The sequence below is a fragment of the Flavobacterium sp. PMTSA4 genome (genome assembly GCF_032098525.1).
Taxonomy (GTDB): Bacteria; Bacteroidota; Bacteroidia; order Flavobacteriales; family Flavobacteriaceae; genus Flavobacterium; species Flavobacterium capsici.
In genome coordinates this window covers 500,162-522,930 of record NZ_CP134890.1, presented here as the reverse complement: position 1 = coordinate 522,930, position 22,769 = coordinate 500,162, and the positions used below count along the sequence as shown (strand labels likewise).

General features: G+C 32.8%; 22 protein-coding genes. 12 read left to right on the top strand and 10 right to left on the bottom strand.

What is annotated here, in order from left to right:
* Positions 1-381 precede the first annotated feature (381 nt).
* The 7 genes from RN605_RS02400 (at position 382) to RN605_RS02370 (ending at position 7,634) form a co-directional block, all read left to right on the top strand.
* The gene (locus RN605_RS02400) at positions 382-1,056 is read left to right on the top strand and encodes a response regulator transcription factor (protein ID WP_313321872.1); all 675 of its coding nucleotides are present in this window, start codon (positions 382-384) and stop codon (positions 1,054-1,056) included.
* Complete coding sequence (locus RN605_RS02395) at positions 1,053-2,435, top strand: sensor histidine kinase (RefSeq protein WP_313321870.1); 1,383 nt, start codon at positions 1,053-1,055, stop codon at positions 2,433-2,435. The genes RN605_RS02400 and RN605_RS02395 overlap by 4 nt, the downstream gene beginning before the upstream one ends.
* A gap of 72 nt (positions 2,436-2,507) precedes the next feature.
* The gene (locus RN605_RS02390; RefSeq protein ID WP_313321868.1) at positions 2,508-3,017 is read left to right on the top strand and encodes a hypothetical protein; all 510 of its coding nucleotides are present in this window, start codon (positions 2,508-2,510) and stop codon (positions 3,015-3,017) included.
* A 167-nt stretch (positions 3,018-3,184) separates the two neighbouring features.
* Positions 3,185-4,327 carry an alpha/beta hydrolase gene (locus RN605_RS02385; RefSeq protein ID WP_313321866.1) on the top strand — a complete coding sequence of 381 codons (1,143 nt, stop codon included), beginning with the start codon at positions 3,185-3,187 and terminating at the stop codon, positions 4,325-4,327.
* 63 nt (positions 4,328-4,390) lie between these two features.
* Complete coding sequence (locus tag RN605_RS02380; RefSeq protein WP_313321865.1) at positions 4,391-5,815, top strand: leucyl aminopeptidase family protein; 1,425 nt, start codon at positions 4,391-4,393, stop codon at positions 5,813-5,815.
* A gap of 202 nt (positions 5,816-6,017) precedes the next feature.
* On the top strand, positions 6,018-7,037 hold the full coding sequence (locus RN605_RS02375; protein ID WP_313321863.1) for an ATP-grasp domain-containing protein: 1,020 nt from the start codon (positions 6,018-6,020) through the stop codon (positions 7,035-7,037).
* A 51-nt stretch (positions 7,038-7,088) separates the two neighbouring features.
* Positions 7,089-7,634, top strand: coding sequence for a hypothetical protein (locus RN605_RS02370; protein WP_313321862.1), 546 nt, complete (start codon positions 7,089-7,091; stop codon positions 7,632-7,634).
* 584 nt (positions 7,635-8,218) lie between these two features.
* Here RN605_RS02370 and RN605_RS02365 read toward each other — a convergent pair.
* From RN605_RS02365 to RN605_RS02330, 8 genes are all read right to left on the bottom strand, one after another.
* On the bottom strand, positions 8,219-9,409 hold the full coding sequence (locus RN605_RS02365; RefSeq protein WP_313321860.1) for a hypothetical protein: 1,191 nt from the start codon (positions 9,407-9,409) through the stop codon (positions 8,219-8,221).
* Between the two features lie 45 nt (positions 9,410-9,454).
* Complete coding sequence (locus RN605_RS02360) at positions 9,455-9,820, bottom strand: four helix bundle protein (protein ID WP_313321858.1); 366 nt, start codon at positions 9,818-9,820, stop codon at positions 9,455-9,457.
* A 39-nt stretch (positions 9,821-9,859) separates the two neighbouring features.
* Positions 9,860-10,687, bottom strand: a complete 828-nt coding sequence (locus RN605_RS02355; RefSeq protein ID WP_313321857.1) for a type 1 glutamine amidotransferase — start codon at positions 10,685-10,687, stop codon at positions 9,860-9,862.
* Between the two features lie 102 nt (positions 10,688-10,789).
* On the bottom strand, positions 10,790-11,902 hold the full coding sequence (locus tag RN605_RS02350; RefSeq protein WP_313321855.1) for a carboxylate-amine ligase: 1,113 nt from the start codon (positions 11,900-11,902) through the stop codon (positions 10,790-10,792).
* Between the two features lie 30 nt (positions 11,903-11,932).
* The gene (locus tag RN605_RS02345; RefSeq protein WP_313321853.1) at positions 11,933-12,880 is read right to left on the bottom strand and encodes an ATP-grasp domain-containing protein; all 948 of its coding nucleotides are present in this window, start codon (positions 12,878-12,880) and stop codon (positions 11,933-11,935) included.
* 28 nt (positions 12,881-12,908) lie between these two features.
* Positions 12,909-13,622: an esterase family protein gene (locus RN605_RS02340; protein WP_313321851.1), complete on the bottom strand. Its 714-nt coding sequence runs from the start codon at positions 13,620-13,622 to the stop codon at positions 12,909-12,911.
* A 205-nt stretch (positions 13,623-13,827) separates the two neighbouring features.
* Positions 13,828-14,247, bottom strand: a complete 420-nt coding sequence (locus RN605_RS02335) for a glyoxalase (RefSeq protein ID WP_313321850.1) — start codon at positions 14,245-14,247, stop codon at positions 13,828-13,830.
* A gap of 84 nt (positions 14,248-14,331) precedes the next feature.
* The gene (locus RN605_RS02330; protein ID WP_313321848.1) at positions 14,332-15,663 is read right to left on the bottom strand and encodes an OmpA family protein; all 1,332 of its coding nucleotides are present in this window, start codon (positions 15,661-15,663) and stop codon (positions 14,332-14,334) included.
* A gap of 203 nt (positions 15,664-15,866) precedes the next feature.
* Between RN605_RS02330 and RN605_RS02325 the strand changes: the two genes are divergently transcribed.
* Entirely contained in the window at positions 15,867-16,256 is a 390-nt protein-coding gene (locus RN605_RS02325; protein WP_313321846.1) for an acyl-CoA thioesterase, read from the top strand.
* On the opposite strand, the gene RN605_RS02320 is transcribed toward RN605_RS02325, so the two are convergent.
* Positions 16,245-17,516 (bottom strand): mechanosensitive ion channel family protein, encoded by a 1,272-nt coding sequence (locus tag RN605_RS02320; protein ID WP_313321844.1) that lies wholly within the window; start codon positions 17,514-17,516, stop codon positions 16,245-16,247. The two genes, RN605_RS02325 and RN605_RS02320, sit on opposite strands and share 12 nt — an antisense overlap.
* Positions 17,509-17,793, bottom strand: a complete 285-nt coding sequence (locus RN605_RS02315) for a DUF3817 domain-containing protein (protein WP_313325779.1) — start codon at positions 17,791-17,793, stop codon at positions 17,509-17,511. Before RN605_RS02315 ends, RN605_RS02320 begins: the two co-directional genes overlap by 8 nt.
* Positions 17,794-17,878: 85 nt before the next feature.
* Here RN605_RS02315 and RN605_RS02310 point away from each other — a divergent pair, with 85 nt between their 5' ends.
* From RN605_RS02310 to RN605_RS02295, 4 genes are all read left to right on the top strand, one after another.
* The gene (locus tag RN605_RS02310) at positions 17,879-18,388 is read left to right on the top strand and encodes a DUF6155 family protein (RefSeq protein WP_313321843.1); all 510 of its coding nucleotides are present in this window, start codon (positions 17,879-17,881) and stop codon (positions 18,386-18,388) included.
* Positions 18,389-18,468: 80 nt separating this feature from the next.
* Positions 18,469-19,995 carry a DEAD/DEAH box helicase gene (locus tag RN605_RS02305; protein WP_313321841.1) on the top strand — a complete coding sequence of 509 codons (1,527 nt, stop codon included), beginning with the start codon at positions 18,469-18,471 and terminating at the stop codon, positions 19,993-19,995.
* 220 nt (positions 19,996-20,215) lie between these two features.
* Complete coding sequence (locus RN605_RS02300) at positions 20,216-22,123, top strand: DUF294 nucleotidyltransferase-like domain-containing protein (RefSeq protein ID WP_313321839.1); 1,908 nt, start codon at positions 20,216-20,218, stop codon at positions 22,121-22,123.
* Entirely contained in the window at positions 22,123-22,716 is a 594-nt protein-coding gene (locus tag RN605_RS02295) for a 3'-5' exonuclease (RefSeq protein ID WP_313321837.1), read from the top strand. The genes RN605_RS02300 and RN605_RS02295 overlap by 1 nt, the downstream gene beginning before the upstream one ends.
* The last annotated feature ends 53 nt before the right edge of the window (positions 22,717-22,769 follow it).

Below are 22,769 nucleotides of genomic sequence, written 5' to 3'. Positions count from 1 at the left end.
CTGTCATTTTAAAATACTTTGATGTACGTTTGGAATACTTTGATGTACGTTTCGAATACTTGCTTGTACGTTTGGAATACTTTGATGTACGTTTCGAATACTTGCTTGTACGTTTGAAATACTTTGATGTACGTTTTGAATACTTGCTTGTACGTTTGAAATACTTTGATGTACGTTTTGAATACTTGCTTGTACGTTTGGAATACTTTGATGTACGTTTTGAATACTTGCTTGTACGTTTGAAATACTTTGATGTACGTTTGGAATACTTGCCTGTACGTTTTGAATGATGGTCTATTAAAATTCACTTAATAATCTTCAACATCTTAAAACTAAACCGCAATTTCCTTAATTTTACACTATAATTACGCAAAACACCCTATGGCTCACAAACTATTGATTGTAGAAGACGAAACTGGCATCATGCAGTTCCTCCAACAAGGATTAGAAGAAGAAGGCTTCATCGTAACCACCGCCAACAACGGAGAAAAAGGCCTTGAACTGGCACAAAACAACAAGTTTGACCTCTTGTTACTCGACTGGATGTTACCAAAAATGACCGGCTTTGAGCTGTGCACCGCCTATAGAGAAACCAACAAAAAAACACCCATTATATTCCTAACCGCCAAAGACACGGTGCAGGAAACCATAGACGGACTAAAAGCCGGCGCCAACGATTATATTAAAAAACCGTTCAACTTTGACGAGTTGTTAGAACGTATCAAAGTGCAACTGCGCGATAAAGAACTACCACAAGAATTGCATTTGGGCAACGTTACGGTTGATTTACAAAAACACATAGTAACCGTTGATGATAGAGAAGTAGCACTCACACAACGCGAGTTTGAACTCTTGGCCTACTTGATAAAGAACAAAGGCAAAGTATGCACCCGAACCGATATCATTCAAGACGTTTGGGACATCCATTTTGATTATGATACTGGAGTAATTGATGTGTTTATGAACGCCATCCGCAAGAAGTTGAACCTAAAAGTAGAAGAAGATTATATCAAAACCGTTCGCGGCGTAGGATATATAGCAAACGACAGCGAATGAAACCATTTTCATTTAAAAACAGAATAGCATTCAATTATATCATCACCACAGCATTACTAATCTTTGTGGTGTTTTTTGCTATTTATACCATAGTAAAATTTAGTATCTACGTTCGAGTAAACAACGAAATCAAAACCGAAGTTGCCAAACACTTAAAAGAGATAGAAGTTATAGAAAACTGTGTGCTTTTAATCCGCGAGGAACAATGGAAACTAAAAGAGTTTAATAGATTAGATGCCAGTCCGGCATTTATACAATTTGTGGACGAATTGGGAGCATTGGTAGAGAAATCGCCTAACTTAAAGTTAAAACAACTTCGCTATTACCCGAATGCGAAAGAACACGAACTCTTTGACGCCAAGCTCGAGAACATATCGGTACGTCAGATACAAATACCGTTATACCAAGGCACCAAAGTGATTGGCTATCTAATTGTGGCCATGTCGTTGGAAGATTCGGTGATGGTATTGAACAACTTGTTCATGATTATGCTGATTGCTTTCCCAGTTATTTTAATTATACTGTTCCTCATCGCACGTTTCATTGCAGGTAAAAGTATCAAGCCGATTAATTCGATAATCAATACGGCAAGTTATATCACGAAAGACAACTTAGAGTCAAGAATTCCGTTACCTCAAAACAAAGACGAACTCTTTACACTTTCGCAAACCATAAACAGTTTGTTAGACAGGATAGAGAATGCCGTAATTAGAGAAAAACAATTCACTTCTGATGCTTCTCACGAACTCAGAACACCATTAGCTGTTATTAAAGGAACACTTGAAGTACTGATTCGTAAACCAAGAACAGAAGAGGAATACAAAGAAAAAATAAGTTATTGTGTAAGCGAAGTAAACCGCTTGAATCATTTGGTAGATGAGTTGCTTTTGTTAGCTCGTTTTGAGAATCAGAAACAAAACTTGAAGCTCGAACAAGTAAACTTAGTAAGCGTTTTATCAGATACTTTAGCGCGCAATTCAACACACATCAAAGACCGAAAGCTTAAAATCATCAGCAACTATCCATCAGAAGTAAACGCAACTACTGATAGTTATTTGTTTTCATTGATTATCAATAACATCATCACTAATGCCATTAAATATTCCAATCCAAGTTCAAACATTACCATTTCGTTAGCAGAAAACACGAACGTAGTAGTTTGTTCTATAGCCGATAACGGAATAGGGATTGCAAAAGAAGAAATATCCAGAATCTTTGACCAGTTCTATCGTTCTAAGGCTACCGACCATCCTGAAATCAAAGGAACCGGTTTAGGATTATCAATAGTAAAACGTTTGTGTGATTTGCTGGAAATAGATTTACAGATTCAAAGCGAGGAAAATAATGGAACTACTGTGCATCTGACCTTAAAAAAATAGTTTATGATATTTATCATTAAATATAAATAGCATAATCAATAATTTTATATAAAATATAAATAACATAATAATATGAACGACGCACATCTGCACTTAGTAGTCAATCATTTCCCAATCATTGGGTTAATGTTTGCAACAGGAATTTTATTCTTTGGTCTTTTTTCAAAGACAAACACACTGAAAAACACTGCATACGTATTATTCATAATAGTAGCCGTGTTTGGTTTCTTATCCATGTACACTGGCGAAGGCGCTGAAGAAATGGTAGAAGACTTACCAACCGTTAGTCACAATATAATTCACAACCACGAAGAACATGCCGAAACGTTTGTCTTGTTTCTTTATGCTGCAGGTCTGTTATCGTTAATTGGGCTGTATCTGAACTTCAAAAAACATTCTAAAGCCAACATCATTGCTTACGCAATACTTGGCTTTGCCTTAATAGGAATGTATTTTGCTAAAGAAGTAGGAACTACTGGTGGAGAAATCCGTCACACTGAAATCAGAACCGATAGTGCATCGAATTCAACCGATAATGCGACTGGCGAGCAGCAACAAGAGCAAGAAGACCACGAAGATTAATTTATAAAAACCTAATTTTAGGCTATTATTTAAGTATAATTTTCAAAACTTTATAAACGAATTAGCATATATATAAGTATATGCTAATTTTTTTTCAATCCATTGTCATATTATACTATTACAGTATATTTACGCTATAAGTACAAAAATAAAAGGAAGCGTAAAGAATGGCTAAAGCAGCACTAAATGCAACGGAAGATTTGCTTGATAAAAAAATAATTGAACCACAACTCAATATAATTCTCACTACCGACGAAGACGACGAAAGGCCAGTTTACATCTCTGGAAATTTCAACAATTGGGTCACACAAGACAAAAGCTTCGAAATGGAACGCGTTGGGCAGGGTTTGTATCATTTTAAGTTTGCTCATAATTTTGATTACCCCGAGGAGTTACTTTATAAATTCACTCGTGGCGATTGGAGTGAAGTAGAAATAGACAAGTTCGGAAACCGAACCGAAAACCGTTCAACCAAGCAACACAACGGAGTAAAAAGAGAACATGTAGATAAATGGCGTCACAATTGGCTACCGTTCAAATCTAAGTTCTTACCCAAAGTGCATCTTATTTCAGAAGAGTTCGAAATTCCTCAACTCAACAAAACCCGCAGAGTTTGGGCGTTGTTACCTCACGATTACGAAACTTCAACCGAGAGTTATCCGGTGTTGTATCTTCAGGATGCGCAGAATCTTTTCAACGAAAACGCAAAATATGGCAACTGGGAAATAGACAAGAAGCTAGCCGTAATGGCCGAATACAAAATCGGCAAAATCATCATCATAGCCGTTGAACACGCCGAGAAAGAACGCATCAAAGAATACAATGTTGGTAATACTGTTTTAGGAAGCGGACAAGGTAAAAAATACATCCGTTTCGTAACCGAAACATTAAAACCTTTTGTAGACAAAAACTTTCGTACCAAACCCGATAGAGTCAACACAGGAATAGGAGGAAGCTCAATGGGCGGTTTAGTCAGCATCTTTTCAGGAATCATGTACCCCGAAGTCTTTGGAAAGCTGATGATATTTTCTCCATCGCTTTGGGTAGTACCAAAAATAAAGTTGTCGTTCCTCGATATGGACGAACCACAGGAAACAAGATTGTATCTTTATGCTGGCGGCGACGAAAGTGCTACGATGATAGACCATGTAAAGAAATTCAAAAAACGATTACTCAACAAAGACGGCTTTGCTGATAAAATGAAAGTCCGTTTAAGTATTAATATGGAAGGAAAACACAACGAACGCTACTGGAGCGACGAATTCCCAAAAGCAATCGAATGGTTATACTTTAGTGATAAAAACGAATAAATACTTTTTATAAAATAAAACAACAGGATTTACGTTTTTATAAGATAAAAATAAACAAACACCATGATGAACTTCAAGCAAATAGAAAACCTGAACGATTATACAGGAACAGTTATCATTCCATTCTCAGAAGATCCTGAAAACAGAATTTATCCACTCGCTATCGAAGGGCTAACGTTTTCTTCAACCATTTTTTCAGGCAAGAAAGACACACAACATATCATTCAAATAGACAAAACAATCTATATACTTGTCGGGATTGGTAAAGAATTAAGCTATAAAGACATAAAAAATACGTTTAGAAGAGTTGCTTCAAAGCAAAAAGACTTATTGAAAAGCAGAGTCGCCGTTGTAATTCCCAACGAATATACTAAAGACGACATCGAAGCCACCTTTGGCGGTTTGTTTCTTGGAACCTATAACCTAGGTCACTTCAAAAAAAGCGAACCACATCCTTTCCTTTTTGATGATTTTGCTCTGGAATACATTGCCAGTTCAAGTGTTGATGTATTCGCCGAGAAAGGAATCAAAATTGCTCACGCACAACTCGAAACCTTTCACTTGGTCGATTTACCACCTAACGTGATTAATCCAAAATACTTAGCCGATTGGGCAAAAGAAACCGGAAAAACCTTTGGCTTTGAAGTCAATGTTTTCAACAAAGCCAAAGCTACCGAAGTAGGCTTGCATTCTTTTCTTTCTGTTGGCCGTGGTAGCGCTCAAGAGCCACAGTTCATCATTATTGAATACACGCCTAAGGATGCTAAAAAACACATCGGTTTGGTAGGCAAGGGGATAACTTTTGATACCGGAGGATTGAATATTAAAACCGCTGGAATGGTACAAATGAAATGCGATATGGCTGGAGCAGCCGCAGTATTGGGTACTATGCAATTGATAGCCGACTTGAAACTGCCTTACCAAATTACTGCCATTGTTCCTGCTTGCGAGAATTCCGTTGACGCCAATTCGTTCCTGCCTTCAGATGTCATTCAAAGCTATTCAGGAAAGTCAATCGAAATCATCGACACCGATGCCGAAGGCCGATTAATCCTTGCCGACGGTTTAACCTATCTGATTAAAAATTACAATCCCGATACAGTTATCGATATGGCGACGCTTACCGGAAGCGCTGTCGGAACCTTTGGCTACGAATGTGCTGCACTTTTTTCAAACGATAAAAAACTGGCGCATAGAATCCAGGAAATAGGTGAAAACATTGGAGAAAAAACATGGGAATTACCTTTGTGGGATTGCTATAAAAGCGATATCGATAGCGAAATCGCTGATGTCAAAAACTATTCAGGAAAACCAATGGCAGGTGCTATTACTGCCGCCAAATTCCTCGAAGCCTTTACCGAAAACCATCCATCGTGGGCACATTTAGATATTGCTGGTGTTGCTTTTGGCGATGATGAATTTGCAAAAACCAAGCACGCCACAGCATACGGCGTACACCTTTTAACCAACGTGATACAATCTTTATAATATGGAAAATCCAACCAAAAACTTCATCTGCATTTCCAATTATTTTAAAGGAAATGATTTCCTGATAAACCTTAAGAAACAGGGAAACCGAGTATTCTTAATCACTTCCGAAAAATTGCGCGACAAAGCTTGGGCAATGGAATATATAGACGAAATATACTTCATGCCAGGTCAAGACATCGACTGGAATCTGGAGGAGTTATTGGTTGGCGTAGGCAGTTTGATGAAACATAAAAAAATTGATGCCATCGTTGCTTTAGACGACTTTGATGTAGAAAAAGCAACTTTTCTTCGCGAAAACCTTCGCATTGACGGAATGGGGCAAACCACGGGTAGATATTTCCGCGACAAACTGGCCATGAGAATGAAAGCGAAAGATGCTGGCGTTCCTATTCCTGCCTTCAGCGCGTTGTTCAATGATGAAGAAATCAATCATTTTGCCGATACAGTGTCACCGCCTTGGGTACTAAAACCGCGTTCCGAAGCTTCAGCTTCCGGGATTATGAAAGTGCATTCTAAAGACGAACTTTGGCAAAAGGTTCACGAATTAGGCGATGCCAACCGTATGAAATACTTAGTCGAACAGTTTAAACCGGGTGCCGTATATCACTGTGACGGAGTCAATTTCAATGGAAAGACATTGTTTTCGATTACTTCCCAATACTTGGCTACACCAATGGAAATCTCACAAGGCGGAGGAATTTTCAGAAGCGCAACTATTCCATACAATTCCAAAGACGACAAAGAAATCCGCAAAGTAAACGAACAGGTTTTAAAAGCATTCGGAATGAAACACGGTGCCAATCACACCGAGTTCATCAAATGCAATGACGATGGCAAAATTTACTTCCTCGAAACTTCTTCAAGAGTTGGCGGAGCACATCTTGCCGAAATGGTCGCAGCAGCTTCGGGTGTAAACCTTTGGGGAGAATGGGCTAAAATTGAAGATGCCTTAGTCAAAGGTAAAGACTATAAAATGCCAGCCGTCAAAAAAGAATACGCAGGTATAGTACTAACACTTTCCAAATACGAACATCCCGACTTATCTGGTTTCTCCGACTCCGAAGTGTGTTTCCGCGTACCATTAGAATACCACGCCGGATTAATAGTTAAAAGTCCAGACCACGCCAGAGTTAGACAACTACTCGACGATTATGCAGAGCGATTAGTCCGCGATTTTGCCACCGTAGCACAGCAAGAAGCTGTCAAAAAACTACATTAATAATGATACAAACCTAACGGGTTCAAATAACCTGTTAGGTTTTTAAATAGGATGACTTATAATTCCAAAAACTTCCACAAACATACCTTTTGCCTTTGGCAGGAAATCCATTTTTCCGACATCGAAAATCAAAGCATCAGTCACAAAAGCAAATCCGGAAGCCAGTACATCTTCACCGAAACCGGCGTTTACAGAATCTCCAACCATTGGGGAAGAGCTGCCAATTGCCGTTGGCGATTAATTCCTCTCGAAAACTACAAGAACCAGCAAACAAAAGTAGGCTTCGCCAAGTGGACCAATTTCCATCCCAATAACGAAACAGACAACCTCTTTTTTATTGAAGTTAATTTCACAACAACTGAAGTAACTTTTAATCACAAGGACACATCAACCTATAACGAAACATTCACACTCCGCAACGCCACCGACACCGCAAAAACAATAAAAACAATCAAAGAAATTCTAAAAGAAACCGCTTGGGCAAAACACCTAACATACGATAGTATAGAAAACCTACGCAAAGAAATCATCAACCAACTCATAACAACAAATTCCTCTTTCCTCGATATCAAAAAACAATTTACAATAATAACTTAATCGTCAATTAGAGTGTTCGCCGCAGGCGAATGACTCGAAGGCTTTAGCCGAACAGAGCGAAGCTAATCGAGAACAATCCCAACATCGTCTGTTCGAGTGTTCGCCGCAGGCGAATGTATCGAGAACTAATCCCCAAAACCTCAAAAAACACTCACTTTTGTAAGAATTAAAGCTAAATTTGTCGTCTGCACGACTAATATTATCAAGTGCACAGGTAAAACAATCAACTGCACGACTAATATTGTCAAGTGCACAGGTAAAACAATCAACTGCACAACTAAAGCAATCAACTGCATAGATAAAAAAGTCTTCTGCACAACTAAAACAATCAACTGCACAGTTACAGTAAGCATCTACACGACCAAAACATTCAAAGCATCGTCTGTTCAAGTGTTCGCCGCAGGCGAATGACTCGAAGGCTTTAGCCGAACAGAGCGAAGCTAATCGAGAACAATCCCAGCATCGTCTGTTCGAGTGTTCGCCGCAGGCGAATGTATCGAGAACTTAACCCAAAAAAATAAGCGCTCGAATAAATCATTCGAACGCTTACATAAATAGTTTTTCTAAAAAGCTAAAACAACAGCTTACTTTTCAAACAATCCAACAGTACCACCAACCCAATCCTTGTCCTTATTAAATTTAACCCCAATCATTTCTCCTCGACTCAGTCGTACCAAATTAGTAACTAGAGTAGGAGCTGCAGCATCTTGTTCCCAAACCGCCAGTATGCGAACCTCTGCTTTAACCATCCCATCCGGACTCTTAATAATCGGTTTATAATGTACTTTTTTCTGCAAAATATACAAATCTTTCTCTTTCACAGCCTCAATATCTTCTCGCTTAACATGAAAAACAACTCCACTTCCCGAAAAAGAAAACAACGGTTTCAAAACATAATTCTCCAAATCCTCAGGAATCGATTCCAATTCCGATAGGAGCGTAGTCTCTATAAAATAATCGCCTTTCAAATACGGCAAAATAAACTTACTGATTCTAAAAAACCAATTCGGATGTCCAGCCCATTCAACATCGTATGATTTTGAAAAGTCAAACTTCAAATCAAGGTCTGTTCTCAAATCCAATTCATCAAAGATTACCCTATTATAAATGCGCTTCACCAATACTGCCTTACCATTCGAATCTTTATAAAACAACTGATTTCCTTTTTCAAAAAGCTCCGTCACACAAACAATAGGTATTCCTAAATCCTTTCGGGCATAATAAAAATCAATCTTGGTATTTTGTTTTTCCGGCTCAATTTCTAGTAAAATAACCTGTTCCTTTGGCAAACCATTGCAAATCACTTTCTCAAGTAAAGCCAAATAGTCCTCAGTAGTCAAACCATTCAAAAAAGGAGTAAGGTCACCCAAAAAAGGATAAGCCTCCATAAACTTTTCAGCCACATGCATCTGAAAATTAAACAACGACGGGAATCCTTGAACCTCAATCAACTTCGGAACAACGTTTCCATCTTCTTCACAAATCCCAAAATCAATCGCTAAAAAAGTAGTATGTTTATCTTCATTCGGAACCTTTCTGTTCAGTTCCAAAGCTCTGTCTGTCAAAGCAAGAAATTCATCCTTTTGAATAAAATCAATCACCTGCTGACTGGCTTCAATCAGCTGTTCCTTCAAATCATTTGGTATAAAAAAAGGAGTTTCACCTATACGAAAGGTAGGCTTATAGTCAAAATCCGAAGCAATAGAACGTTGCATCGCATCATACTTCTCAACAGAGAATTCCTCATTGAATTTCGCTCTATACTCTGAATTCATTTTTTTAAGTAACTAGTGATTAGTAAATAGTAATTAAAAATTGTATTAATTCTTTAATGATTTTGAAAAAGCATTTATCATTTTCGATTCTTCTTCAATTTCATTTATTATTTCATTAAATAAAGTTTCATCTGTAATAAATCCTAATTCTTTTGCTATTATAAGTTGAGTTTCAATTTCAAACAAAGAACCTCTCGAAATATCTAAAAAATGACTAAAAGATTTATCAGCATTTCTTCCATAACCTTCAGCTATGTTTGAAGAAACAGAAACCGAAGCTCTTTTCAACTGACTACTCAAAGCATATAATTCTTCTTTAGGAAAAGTGTTTACTAATTTATAAACCAGAATTACAATTTTAATTCCTTTCTGCCAAATTAGTAAGTCTTTATATGATTTAATTTGATTCATTTTAAATTTCACTAATCACTAATTACTAGTCACTAATTACTAATTAGAAAGAGATTTTTTATGCTTTAATAAATCATTAATCGCAATGCGAAGAAAGTTAGGTATTATCGTTTCATTGGTCTTATAGATTTTATCTTCGTCAAGCAAATCTTCAAGCATATCTCTAAACTTCGACTTTCCTTTCATCGCAATAATCTTTTCGCGACGCTCTTTATTTTTAAGATTAGCTACAAAACTTAGAGCATCAGCCTCAGGATGAAATTGGGTTCCAACAAAATAATCATTAAATCGTACACCCATGATAGCACGTTCATATTGTACATGGTCGCGAATTTTTTCTAAAGAAATGATTTTCGCACCTTTTTTAGCAAACATACTAAGCTTAGGTTGCACCACTTGATAATCTCTTGAGTCAATCGCATAAAAAGGATCAGGCAATCCATCATACAATGGGTCATTCATGCCCAATTCTGTTTTATGAACCTTCATAACACCAAAAGAAGTGTCTTTTCTTTTCGTAATTTCAGCCAAACCAAAGTGTTTGCAAGCCATTTGAAACGAATGACAAATAAATAAAACGTGTTTCTTTACCTTTTGTTCCTTGTTCCATTCTAATAATTGGTCAATGAAATCATAATATTTCAAATCCCAGTTTCCATCACCTTCCAACGGATTTCCTGGTCCGCCAGTCGAAATATAAATATCAAATTTCTTGATATCCGGAAACTCACTCTTACCGCGAACATCAAAAATCTGAAATGTAACTATCTGATTAAAACGATTAATAATGTCAATAATGCAACGCATTCCTTGATTGGGTTCGCCATCATACATATCCAAAACAGCAACTCTTATCTGATGATTCATTTTTAATAATTTAATAACGCAAAGATAACTTTTAAGGTTTATTTATTCAAAGTAGGGTTTCACTAGTTTTCAATAACACTATCAACAAATCTGATAGACAGATTATAATCCTTTAGTAAATTCACCTGTAATCAAATCCACAACTTTAGTTAAATCATTGGTTTGTTCAAAAACAGCCAATTGTTTTGCAGCTCCAGTGCCTTCATTTAAAATATTGTAAACATAATTAAGTTGTTCTCTGCTGCCCAATTCATCAACAACATCATCTACAAATTCAAGCAATTCAATAATTAAATCTCGGGTAGGCACTTCTTTTTTAAGCCCAAAGTCAATCAAATCACCCATAACACCATAACGTGCAGCACGGAATTTATTTTCTTTTATCAACGCTAGTCTGTAAACATTAAAACTCGTATTGGCTACAGTCAATTTATATAATTTAGCAACAATAGCTTGTATTAAAGCAACAATACACATGGTTTCATCAATAGTCAAACTCATATCACAAATACGAAACTCAATAGTGTTATAAAATGGATGCAAGCGTAAATCCCACCATATTTTCTTAGGATTGTCAATGCAATTAGTTTTTACCAAAGTATCCAAAAAATTATCATACGCCTGAACACTATCAAAATACTCAGGTAATCCAGTTCTAGGAAACTTATCAAAAACTTTGGTTCTAAACGATTTGTAACCCGTGTTTCTTCCTTCCCAAAAAGGAGAATTTGTAGATAAAGCAAAAATATGGGGTAAAAAATAAGTCGCTTGATTCATTAATTGCAAACCAATTTCACGATTTTCAATACCAACATGGCAATGCATTCCAAATATCAAATTAGAACGTGCCGCATCTTGCAATTCATTAACAATATGATGATATCTTGGGTCGTCAGTTATAGGTTGGTCTTGCCATCTCGAAAAAGGATGCGTTCCAGCACCGCCAACAAGTAATCCTTGTTTTCCAGCTAATTCAACTATTTTGCTTCTTAGTAATCGCAAATCAGTTCTGGCTTCTTGAACGTTTTTACAAATCACAGTACCAACTTCAACCACCGATTGATGCATTTCTGCTTTAACTTGTTCGTTCAAAATAACTTTAGCGCCATCTACAATTTTAGACAAATGCGAACGCAAATCGCGAGTTTCTGGATCTATAATTTGATATTCTTCTTCAACTCCAAGTGTGAATACTGGTAATTTTTTTGACATCATAACAACTAGGTTAGATTATTAGTAATCTTTTTATTTCTGTCCTGCAGATTCTTTAATAAATGTTCCCCAAGTCAAATTAGTTTGCCCTGGTTTCTGTTTTTTGGCAGCAGCAATAGCCATTTTTGCTGAAGTTTCAACAACCCATTCAAAATTCTCTGCACCTACAGAATGTATGTCGGCATCTGGAGCAGGATTTCCAAAATCAATAGCATAAGGAATGCCATCTCTTACCGCAAATTCTACAGTATTAAAATCATATCCTAATCCTTTACAAAGTCTTAGCGTATAATCCTTAATAGTTGCCATCAACTTTTTATCAGTATTTGGGTTTTCAACTACATATCTTAAATGATGTGGATTTCTTGGTTCATATGGCATGATTCTAACATCTTTACAACCCAAACAATAGACTCTATAATAATCTTGGAAAACAATTTCTTCTTGTAAAAGCATTACCAATTGTCCAGTTTCTTGATGCTTTTGAAAAAATTCTTCTTTATTTTCCAAACGATAAACATTTTTCCATCCACCACCAGCATACGGTTTCATGTAAGCTGGGAAACCAATGTAATCAAAAATTCCTTCCCAATCCATTGGGTATTTTAAATTTCTGAATGATTTAGATGTTGTGTCAGTTGGATGTTCTGCTGAAGGAAGAATAACAGTATTGGGTAATGGAACGCCTAAGGTATCTGCCAAACAGTTGTTGAAAAATTTATCATCAGCACTCCACCAAAACGGATTGTTGATGACATTAGTTCCAGTTAAAGCTGCATTTTTTAAAAAAGCACGATAAAAAGGAACATCTTGTGAAATTCTATCAATAATCACGGCATATTCGCCACCTTTATTTTGAACCACTTTATCAATAGAAACTGCTTCGGCAACAATCCCTTTTTCACCTTTTGAATTTACTCTGTCAATAAAAGCTTGTGGATAGGTATCTTCCATTCCAAATAAAATTCCAATTTTTTTCATAATAAAATATATTTTGTTCTGTATTGATTTAGAAAAACTTAATTCTGGATAAATAATGCGGAAACATTTCTCGCCAAACAGGCCAATCGTGTTCTCTGTCTTGACGAATATCTAACCAATGTGGAATATCACGCTGTGCAAGTATTCGGCTTAGCTTTAAGTTTGCATCAAAACAAATATCCCAATTTGATGTACCAAGAATAATATCCATTTGCCAAACATTGCCATCATTCAAACCATATAAATAATCTTCGGGTGAATTATAAAAAACATCATCATCCCAATGTCCGTCCATAAAACTTTTAATAGAAAAAGCGCCACTCATAGAAAACATATGACTAACATAACCAGGATGTCTGAATGCAAAGTTGGCCGCATGATAACCACCAAAACTACAACCTGCAACAGCTACTTTACCAGTACCAGTATTGTTTTTGACACGTTCTACAATTTCATGACAAATCATTTTATCATACCAAACATGATTTTGAATACGATGAACAGGATGTACTTTCTTATTGTAAAAGCTATCTTTATCGATACTGTTTGGACAAAATATTTGAATAAGACCTTGTTCTAAATACCATCGGACACTTTCTATTAATCCTTGGTCTTTGTTTTCATGAAAGCTACCCATAGAAGTAGGGAATAGGATAACTGGATAACCAGCATGTCCAAAAACTAACATTTCAATTTCACGGCTTAGATTGGGTGAATACCACTTAAAATATTCTTCTTTCATTAATTGTTTTCATTTTAACAATAATAATGAAAAAAATCTTGAGAAATTAATAAAAATGAGTATTTATATCAGATTTGCGATAAAAATTTTATTATTTATTAGAATTTGAAAATATTCTAATAAAATATAATTATATCATGCATTAATTATATTATCATCAAAATTTGATATAATTAAACCTAAATTTTAACTACATAAACAATTGTTAAATAACAGCTTTGTGTTGCAAATTGTCATTTTCAAGAAGTAAAACTTGATTTTTTAATCTTTCGATTAGCATATTCATCATACGTTTATTCAAGTTAGATGAATTTTGAATGTAGTCATTATATTCTTCAACAGTAAAAAGACCTATAATAATTCCTTTGAGTGAATTTCTAAATTTAATGTCACGTTGAATTACATTTTCTATGTATGCCATTTTCTTCTCTGGAGACAAACTGAAAAATACATTCTTTTGTTTCACAGCATAATTAATAAAAACAGCTATAAATAAATCATTTTGGGTTTTCAAGATAGGACGTAGTGTTCTATTTTGAAATATTTCATCATGAGAAGTGTTTGCATCAATTGAACCAATAGTTTCACCTCTTAAAGCAATAATATGCGAGTCTCTATTTTCCATGATTTTTTCTTTTAAAGTTAAAAAAAATAACCTCTGTGATTTACAGAGGTTATTTAAGTTATTAAAAATCGATTGTTAATAATCTTAATTCACAATCTTGAAGACAACTTTACGAACTAAACGTCTAGCATATTCAGAAGTTTTATCTACAGAATCGTCAATACCATTTGCTTTGATAGTTAATCTAGAAGCATCAATTCCTGCTTTAACTAAAATAGTTTTTACGTTTTCAGCTCTATCGCTTGAAAGTTTTTGATTGTATTCTGTTTTTCCTAACTCATCAGCATAGCCTGTAATCTCAAGTGATTTAGTTGGGTTAGTTTTTAGGTAATTTAGAATAAAGCCTAAATTATCTGTTGAACCAGTATTTGGGTAACGCTTATTGTTATCAAAATAAGCTGCAATATAGCCATCATTAACTAACTTAAGAACCATTCCGTCACTAACGTTGTTTGTAACAGTATTGTTATTATTAGTAATAGTTTTATCAACATACTTTTCTAATTCATCAGCAACGCCATTATTGTTTAAATCAACCATTCTTCCTTTGGTATCTACTGCAACACCAGCTAATGAATTGTTTTCAACATCTAAATAATCAGGAACACCATCTTTATCACTATCATTCATTAATGTTTCAATATCAGCAATTCTTCCTTCAAGTTCTTTTAATTCTTTAGAACGTTTATCTTCAATAATTGCCCAATCTCCATGAATTTTTTCTTTACCAAAAGAATATGATAGGCCTAATGTCATAGAAGACATTTGACCTGATAAATTATTAGCCGATTCTGAATAAGTACCATTCCAATTAAAGTGTTGTCTAAAATTGCTTAATAAACTTATGTCTGCATTTATAGATAAATTATTAGTTAATCTAAACTGAGGTGTAAAACCAACGATTAATCCTCCATTCCATTCATCAGTATTATATACTTCTGATTTCATGTTTGAAGTTTGAATTCCACCATGTAAAAGAAGTCCAATTCTTCCAGCTGATTCTTCAAGACTAAATAATCGGATTGCATTAACTACACCTTCAAAATTCACCCTTATTTGTTTTGTTTCAAAATCTAAACTACCACTTCCAGATTGATTTGTAAATTTATCGTGGTTGAAACTTAATTTTAAACCAAACTTAGGACTTAACATATAACGAGCACCTATACCGAAAGAATTTAATTGAATTCCTCCAAAAACTTTTTCAGGATTACTTGAATAATAACCATCATCATATGGTTTTATACCTTTGGCTTGACCGGCGCTTAATTCAATAGACCATCTATTGTAATTATCGTAAACTATTTCTTGATTGGGTTCAGTTTCTTTGAATTCTTTTTTTGAAGTTTTTTCTTGTGCGCTTGTCAATGAAGACAATAAAACAAAAACACTTAATGTTAGTAGGCTTTTTTTCATGAATAGAGTTCTTAAATAATTTAAAACTCTACAAATATAATTTTTTACATGTAAATACCAATCTTTTTAAATTTAATTAATTAACAATTAAATCCACAATTATAATCATCAAATTCAACCATCTAACTCTATTTTTTAAAGTAAATTTTAATAAAATATAGCAGTTCTATTATTTTAATTTAATTTTGAAACAAAAAGAAATAATGAGATTTCATACTAGAAAATGGGTAAAACCAGAAGATTTAAATCCTAACAGTACATTATTTGGTGGCAGGTTATTAGCTTGGATTGATGAAGAATTGGCTTTGTATTCAATAGTGCAATTACAAAACCACAAAATTGTTACAAAACATATGTCTGAAATTAATTTTAAAAGCTCTGCCAAACAAGGTGACATAGTTGAAATTGGAATAGATGTTGTGAAATTTGGAAACTCATCAATAACATTAACTTGTCAAGTTAGAAATATGATGACTAGAGAAATTATTATTTCAATTGACTCAATAACTATGGTAAGTTTAGGAGAAGATGGAAAACCAAAAGCTCACGGAAAAACTAAAATAGAATATGTAAAAGATAGATTAATCGACTAATTTATCATCAACTACAAAACTATCTGTAGGTAGTTCAAAAATTTCTAAATCAAAGAATGGAGTAGAGGCAATAATATGGTCAAATATGTCTGCCATAATATGTTCATAATTTACCCATCGTTTATCACTTGAAAAAGTATAAATCTCTAATGGAATTCCCTGTGATGTTGGTTGCAATTGTCTGCACATAAGCAGCATATCTTTATTTAATCCAGGATGAATATGAAGATATTCTGTTATATATTTTCGAAATAGACCAAAATTAGTCATGTTTCTACCGTTTACGGCAAGTGATTTGTCAATATTGTTACTAGTGTTAAACTTTTGAATTTCAACTTGTCTAGTATCAATATAATTTGAAATTAATTGTATCTTCTTAAACTTTTCTAATTCTTTCTCGTCCAAAAAACGAATAGATTTTGACTTGATTAGAATATATCTTTTTATTCTTCTACCATCTGAATTTTGCATTCCGCGCCAATTCTTAAAAGAATCAGAAATCAAACTATACGTTGGAATTGTAGTTGTAGTGTTGTCAAAGTTTCTGACTTTAACTGTTGCCAAATTTATCTCAATTACATCTCCATCTGCACCAAATTTATCAAAAGTAACCCAATCACCAATTCGAACCATATCATTCATAGAAACTTGAACACTGGCAACAAATCCTAAAATTGTATCTCTAAAAACTAAAATAATTACAGCAGAAACTGCTCCTAAAGTTCCAAACAATGTTGCCTTTCCAATATCAAATATTTTAAAAATAATCACCACAATTCCAAATAACCACAATACAATCATGATTACTTGTATATAACTATCAATTGGTTTATCGCTGAATTTTGGCTTTTGTTTTAGATAATCTCTCAATGCTTTTAAAACACTTCTAACAATCCATAGCGAAAGAATTACAATATAAATTCTAACGAGTTTATTGAATATGTTTTCCCAATAAACAAAATCATCTAAAATGACTGGAACCGATTTATAAATGAATAGAAAAGGAATTAAATAGGCGATGAATTTTGCAGTCTTATTAGTAATTAAAAAATCATCAAATTTTGTTTTAGTACGTCCTGCAATTATCGTCATTAAGCTAATTAATACTTTTCTAGATATAAAAAATATTAAATACGATATAATACATAAAATCAGAACATTAAGAAGTAAACTTAAATAAATAGTTAAAGTGTCATTTAAATCATTTCGTTCAAATAAACTTGGAATAAAACCAAATATTTTTTCAATTAGTTTATGCATTTCTAACTAATTTTTTTTCTACATAAAAAGTTCCAAATGGTAGGAGTGAAGCAAGTTGAACCAAAACAAATTCTTTTAAATTCCAATTTTGATTTTTTCGAATTATAAATGCAAATAATACATAAGCAATAAATAAAACACCATGCGCCATTCCGATTGGGAATAATAATGTTTTATATAACTCAGGATTATAAGATTTGTTAATCAACATATTAGCAAAAAGAGCCAAATAAGATATTCCTTCAGAAATTGCAAAAAACTTAAAAACTTTAGTCATCATTTTAATAATTTGATTGCAAAATTAATTAATAACAATAGAATAGCGACTAAAACCTATTACTTTTGGCATATTAATAACATTTATGAGCAAACGAAATTTAAAAAATTATCTGTCTGAATTAACAAAAAAGCAGCTCCAAGAACAAATCATGGAACTTTATGAAAAGTTTGGAAACGTAAAAATCTATTACGATTTTGCTTTTAATCCAAATGAAGATAAACTTTCTAAAGAAGCTAGAGTTAAAATTTCTAATGAATTTTTTCCAGTTACTCGTAGAAAACCAAAAATGCGTCGTTCTGTGGCTCAAAAAATCATCAAACACTTTATTGAATTAGGAGTTGATTCGTTTGTTATTGCTGACATCATGCTTTTTTCTATTGAAATTGCACAATCTTTTACTGCTGAAAAGCCAATAAAACAAGAAGCATTCTATAAATCAATGTTTAACACTTTTAAGCAAGCAATTGAATTTGTAGTTGAAAAAGGAATTTATTATGATTTCAAAGAACGAATTAAAGCTATTGAAATCGAAGTTTCTGAACAAAATTGGATGAATGAATTTGAATTCAAAGCACTTCTTGAAAAGCTTTAACATTAATTTTTTGTAAATAAATCATTTAAATTTTCTATAACCTTTTTTTAAGTGTAATTTTGCGAATTAGCAAAAATGACATGTCTAAAAAAGATTTTCTTTCCGAATTAGAAGACAAAAAAGAACTTTATAAATATCAAGAAATTGATATCAATAAAATTTTTGATAAACTTGATACTGCTCCAAGCAATCATCATTTGCTTTATCAATTGCCAACAGGCGGCGGAAAAACTGTCATTTTCTCAGAAATTGTTAGACAATATATTTCAAAATTCAACAAAAAAGTTGTTGTTCTTACACATCGAATAGAGCTTTGTAAGCAAACTTCAAAAATGCTAACAAGTTTTGATGTTAAAAACAAAATCATTAATAGTAACATCAAAGAATTACCTGATCAACATGAATATTCTTGTTTTGTTGCAATGGTTGAAACACTAAAAAACAGATTGAAAGATGAAAAACTTATTATTGATAATGTTGGTTTAGTAATCATTGATGAAGCTCATTATAATTCCTTTAGAAAGTTATTTAGTCAGTTTAAAAAATCTTTTATTCTTGGAGTTACAGCAACGCCATTGAGTTCAAATATTAAATTACCAATGTATCAAAATTATAACGAACTAATCGTTGGTGATACAATACAATCATTGATTGATAAAGGTTTTTTAGCAAAAGCAGTTACTTATAGTTATGATGTTGGATTAACTTCTTTAAAAGTTGGCATCAATGGTGATTATACCGTAAAATCATCTGATGATTTGTATATGAACATGGTTATGCAAGACAAACTTTTGCATGCATATACTGAAAAATCATTGGGAAAAAAGACTTTGATTTTCAATAATGGTATCAATACATCGCTTTATGTTTACGATACTTTCAAAGAAGCTGGTTATCCAATTAAACATTTAGATAATACAACTTCTAATGATGATAGAAAAGAAATTCTCAAATGGTTTAAACACACACCAGATGCAATTTTGACTTCTGTTGGAATATTAACAACAGGATTTGACGAACCAACGGTTGAAACTATCATTCTTAATAGAGCAACAAAATCATTGACTTTATATTTTCAAATGATTGGCCGTGGTTCAAGAAAATTAGCCAATAAAGATGAATTTACGGTTATTGATTTAGGAAACAATGCTTTACGATTTGGTTTATGGAATGAACCGGTTGATTGGCAATATATTTTTAAGTATCCAGAATATTTTCTTGAAAATCTTCGTGAAGATGCTGAAATTGAGCGTAATTTTAATTATGAAATGCCAGAAGCTGTTCGTAAAAAATTCAAAAAATCCAAAGACATTTCATTTGACATGGAAGAAGAATTTAAAAAGAATTTAGCTTTAAATCAGCGTTCAAAAGTTGTTTTAGAAAAATCAATAAAACAACATGCAACAATGTGTTTAGAGAATTCTGAAGAATTATATGAAGCAAAATTACTTTCAAAATTACTTTCAGATGATATTGATAGCCGCGTAAAAAACTTTATAAATTGTTTAGGAAAAACTAGCAAGAATTATCGCGAATGGCTTATTGAAGATTACAAACAAAAATTGTCATCAGAGATTAGTAAACAGTACAGAGAAAAGAATTATTAGTTTATATAATTAATCATAACACATTGTTAATTAACATAATAAATCAAATAAATCTACGTCTTTTTAAATTACGTGATTTGACTATAATTTATATTATGTAAAATAGAATATTTCAAAACTTGCTTTCTATTTGTTTATAACAATCTTAAAAAACTTTTAAATAATACTATAAGGTTAATTATCAATATGTAAATTTGTCTATAATCTTTTATTATACAAAATGAATACGATTGCAGAAAACATCGCAAATTTTTTAAAAGAATATCAGCCATTTAGTTTCTTATCAAATGATGAACTAATTCACATTACAACCAGTATCGGAATTATTAATCTAGAAAAAAATAAAACATTATTTCAGGCTGATGAAAAATTACATGATAGCTTTTATGTTGTTGCTTCTGGTGTTGTTAATTTAACTTTTCTTGCTGATGGTGAAGAAATTTTATTAAACAAATGTTATGCTGGTGATGTTTTTGGCTTAAGGCCTTTTTTTGCTAAAAACAATTACATGATGACAGCAAAATCCAGAGAAGATTCAATAGTATATGCAATCCCTATTTCAATTTTTAAACCATTTGTATCTCAAAATTCTAATGTTTTAGACTTTTTATTAGAAAATTTTGCTTCTAATACAAGGAATTCTCTTGATAAAGAAACTGGTTCTGTTGTTTCTGATGGAATTTACAGTAACAAAACTGGAGAAATTCAATACTTTCAGTCGTTAAGCTATAACAAAACACCATTGAAAATTTCACAAGATGAAATTTCTAAAGATGTTGCTCAATTAATGTCTGATAATTTGATTGATAGTGCTATTATAATTGAAAATAATTACCCAATTGGAATTGTTACTGACACTGATTTTAGAAGTAAAATTGCTAATGGTAGATTTCCACTAAATTCAAGTATTTCAAAAATAATGTCATCGCCTGTTGTCACTGTTCCAGAAAGTATTTCTGTTGCTGAAGCTCAGCTTCTACTCTTGAAACACAATGTTAGTCATCTATGCGTTACTAAAGATGGTTCTGATAAATCAATTGTTTCCGGAATAATTTCAGAACATGATATTGTTGTTGCCCAATCTAACAATCCTGGTGTTTTAATAAAACAAATTAAAAAAGCGCTAAATCCAAAAGAATTAAAACAAGTTAGAGAAAAATTAACCGAATTAGTTCAGTCTTCTATAGCAAAAAACATCCCTATTCCACATATTTTCAATATTACTGGAGAAATTAATATTGCAATTATTAAACGTGCAATTGAAATAGCAATCCTTGATTTAGGTTCGCCTCCTGCCCGTTTTTGTTGGATAAGTATTGGAAGCCAAGCAAGAAAAGAGCAATTATTGCTTACTGACCAAGATAGTATTTTAGTTTTTGAAGATGTTGCAGAAGATAAATATAGAGATGTTAAAGATTATTTTATCAAATTAGCCAAACGTGCTTCAACAATTTTAGAAAAAATCGGATTTCAATATTGTCCAAACAATCATATGGCAAGTAACATGATTTGGTGTAAATCGTTGTCAGATTGGATAAAACAATATAACAATTGGATGAAAACACCTGGCGAACAATCAAATGAAATTAGCAGCATTTTCTTTGACGTAGAAATGGTTTTGGGTGAAAATAAGATTGAAGAAGCAATCAATGAAGTTATTTTTAATAACGCTAAAAACAGTGTTCTGTTTTTCGATTATTTAGGAAACGATACGTTAAGAAAACAACCTGCACTTACCTTCTTCAAAAAGTTTAATGTTGAAGAAGAAGGTTTGCACAAAGGAAAATTTAATATAAAAAACAAAGCAATTATGCCTTTGGTTGATGGCGCTAGATTGTTTGCACTAAATATGCAATTAAAAGGTGTTAATAACACTTATTTACGCTTCAAAGAATTGGCAATTATTGATCCAAAGCATTCTGAAATTTTTTTAAATTGCGCTGAAGCTTTCTTGGTTTTAACAGGATTTAGAACACTTGAAGGTCTAAAAAATGATAATTCAGGCGAATATATTAATTTGGATGAATTGTCAAAAATTGACAAAGAAAAACTTAAAAATGCTTTAATGCCAATGAAAGAATTGGAAGAATTAATTAAAGATAAATTTCAATTAACTCAGTTTTCATAATGTTTGATTGGATTAAAAACATCAATAAAGAATATCCGGAATTTTGGAAAAAATATCTTGAAAAATTTGAAACAAAATCTAAAAGATATGTCATTCTGAATACAGAAACTAGTGGGTTAAATCCAAAAAAAGATGTCATTCTTTCTTTTGGTGCTATTGGTATTGAAAATGAAATAATTAAAGTAAACGATTCTTTAGAATTGGTTATTCTGCAATATAAATACCTTCACGATAATGGATTGTCTAATGAATTTATTATTGAAAGTAAATTACCAAAATTTGCCGAACCAAATGCCATTGAAGAATTAATAAATTATATTGGAAACGCTACATTAGTTGGCCACAGAATACATTTTGACATCGAAATGATTAATGAAGCATTAGAAAAAATGGAATGCGGAAAGATTAAAAATGAAGCATTGGATATTGAAATAATGCATCAAAAATTATATGAAGATATCAATAAACCATTTTCGCTTGATGATTTAATTAAATCATATAAAATACCTATTGCAGAAAAAAATTCAGCCTTAGATGATGCCTATTCTATTGCTTTGCTGTTCTTAAAATTAAAATCAAAATTAAAGTTTTAGACAAAATAAAAACCCATTCACAATGAATGGGTTTCTAAAGATCTGTCAAAATC

What these genes read in the sequence shown, in the direction of transcription:
- RN605_RS02365 (WP_313321860.1), bottom strand. Translation starts at nt 9,409, where the DNA reads ATGAATTCAGAGTATAGAGCGAAATTCAATGAGGAATTCTCTGTTGAG.
- RN605_RS02395 (WP_313321870.1), top strand. Translation starts at nt 1,053, where the DNA reads ATGAAACCATTTTCATTTAAAAACAGAATAGCATTCAATTATATCATC.
- RN605_RS02355 (WP_313321857.1), bottom strand. Translation starts at nt 10,687, where the DNA reads ATGAATCATCAGATAAGAGTTGCTGTTTTGGATATGTATGATGGCGAA.
- RN605_RS02390 (WP_313321868.1), top strand. Translation starts at nt 2,508, where the DNA reads ATGAACGACGCACATCTGCACTTAGTAGTCAATCATTTCCCAATCATT.
- RN605_RS02380 (WP_313321865.1), top strand. Translation starts at nt 4,391, where the DNA reads ATGATGAACTTCAAGCAAATAGAAAACCTGAACGATTATACAGGAACA.
- RN605_RS02345 (WP_313321853.1), bottom strand. Translation starts at nt 12,880, where the DNA reads ATGAAAAAAATTGGAATTTTATTTGGAATGGAAGATACCTATCCACAA.
- RN605_RS02335 (WP_313321850.1), bottom strand. Translation starts at nt 14,247, where the DNA reads ATGGAAAATAGAGACTCGCATATTATTGCTTTAAGAGGTGAAACTATT.
- RN605_RS02370 (WP_313321862.1), top strand. Translation starts at nt 7,089, where the DNA reads ATGACTTATAATTCCAAAAACTTCCACAAACATACCTTTTGCCTTTGG.
- RN605_RS02360 (WP_313321858.1), bottom strand. Translation starts at nt 9,820, where the DNA reads ATGAATCAAATTAAATCATATAAAGACTTACTAATTTGGCAGAAAGGA.
- RN605_RS02385 (WP_313321866.1), top strand. Translation starts at nt 3,185, where the DNA reads ATGGCTAAAGCAGCACTAAATGCAACGGAAGATTTGCTTGATAAAAAA.
- RN605_RS02300 (WP_313321839.1), top strand. Translation starts at nt 20,216, where the DNA reads ATGAATACGATTGCAGAAAACATCGCAAATTTTTTAAAAGAATATCAG.
- RN605_RS02295 (WP_313321837.1), top strand. Translation starts at nt 22,123, where the DNA reads ATGTTTGATTGGATTAAAAACATCAATAAAGAATATCCGGAATTTTGG.
- RN605_RS02330 (WP_313321848.1), bottom strand. Translation starts at nt 15,663, where the DNA reads ATGAAAAAAAGCCTACTAACATTAAGTGTTTTTGTTTTATTGTCTTCA.
- RN605_RS02400 (WP_313321872.1), top strand. Translation starts at nt 382, where the DNA reads ATGGCTCACAAACTATTGATTGTAGAAGACGAAACTGGCATCATGCAG.
- RN605_RS02315 (WP_313325779.1), bottom strand. Translation starts at nt 17,793, where the DNA reads ATGACTAAAGTTTTTAAGTTTTTTGCAATTTCTGAAGGAATATCTTAT.
- RN605_RS02340 (WP_313321851.1), bottom strand. Translation starts at nt 13,622, where the DNA reads ATGAAAGAAGAATATTTTAAGTGGTATTCACCCAATCTAAGCCGTGAA.
- RN605_RS02350 (WP_313321855.1), bottom strand. Translation starts at nt 11,902, where the DNA reads ATGATGTCAAAAAAATTACCAGTATTCACACTTGGAGTTGAAGAAGAA.
- RN605_RS02305 (WP_313321841.1), top strand. Translation starts at nt 18,469, where the DNA reads ATGTCTAAAAAAGATTTTCTTTCCGAATTAGAAGACAAAAAAGAACTT.
- RN605_RS02310 (WP_313321843.1), top strand. Translation starts at nt 17,879, where the DNA reads ATGAGCAAACGAAATTTAAAAAATTATCTGTCTGAATTAACAAAAAAG.
- RN605_RS02325 (WP_313321846.1), top strand. Translation starts at nt 15,867, where the DNA reads ATGAGATTTCATACTAGAAAATGGGTAAAACCAGAAGATTTAAATCCT.
- RN605_RS02320 (WP_313321844.1), bottom strand. Translation starts at nt 17,516, where the DNA reads ATGCATAAACTAATTGAAAAAATATTTGGTTTTATTCCAAGTTTATTT.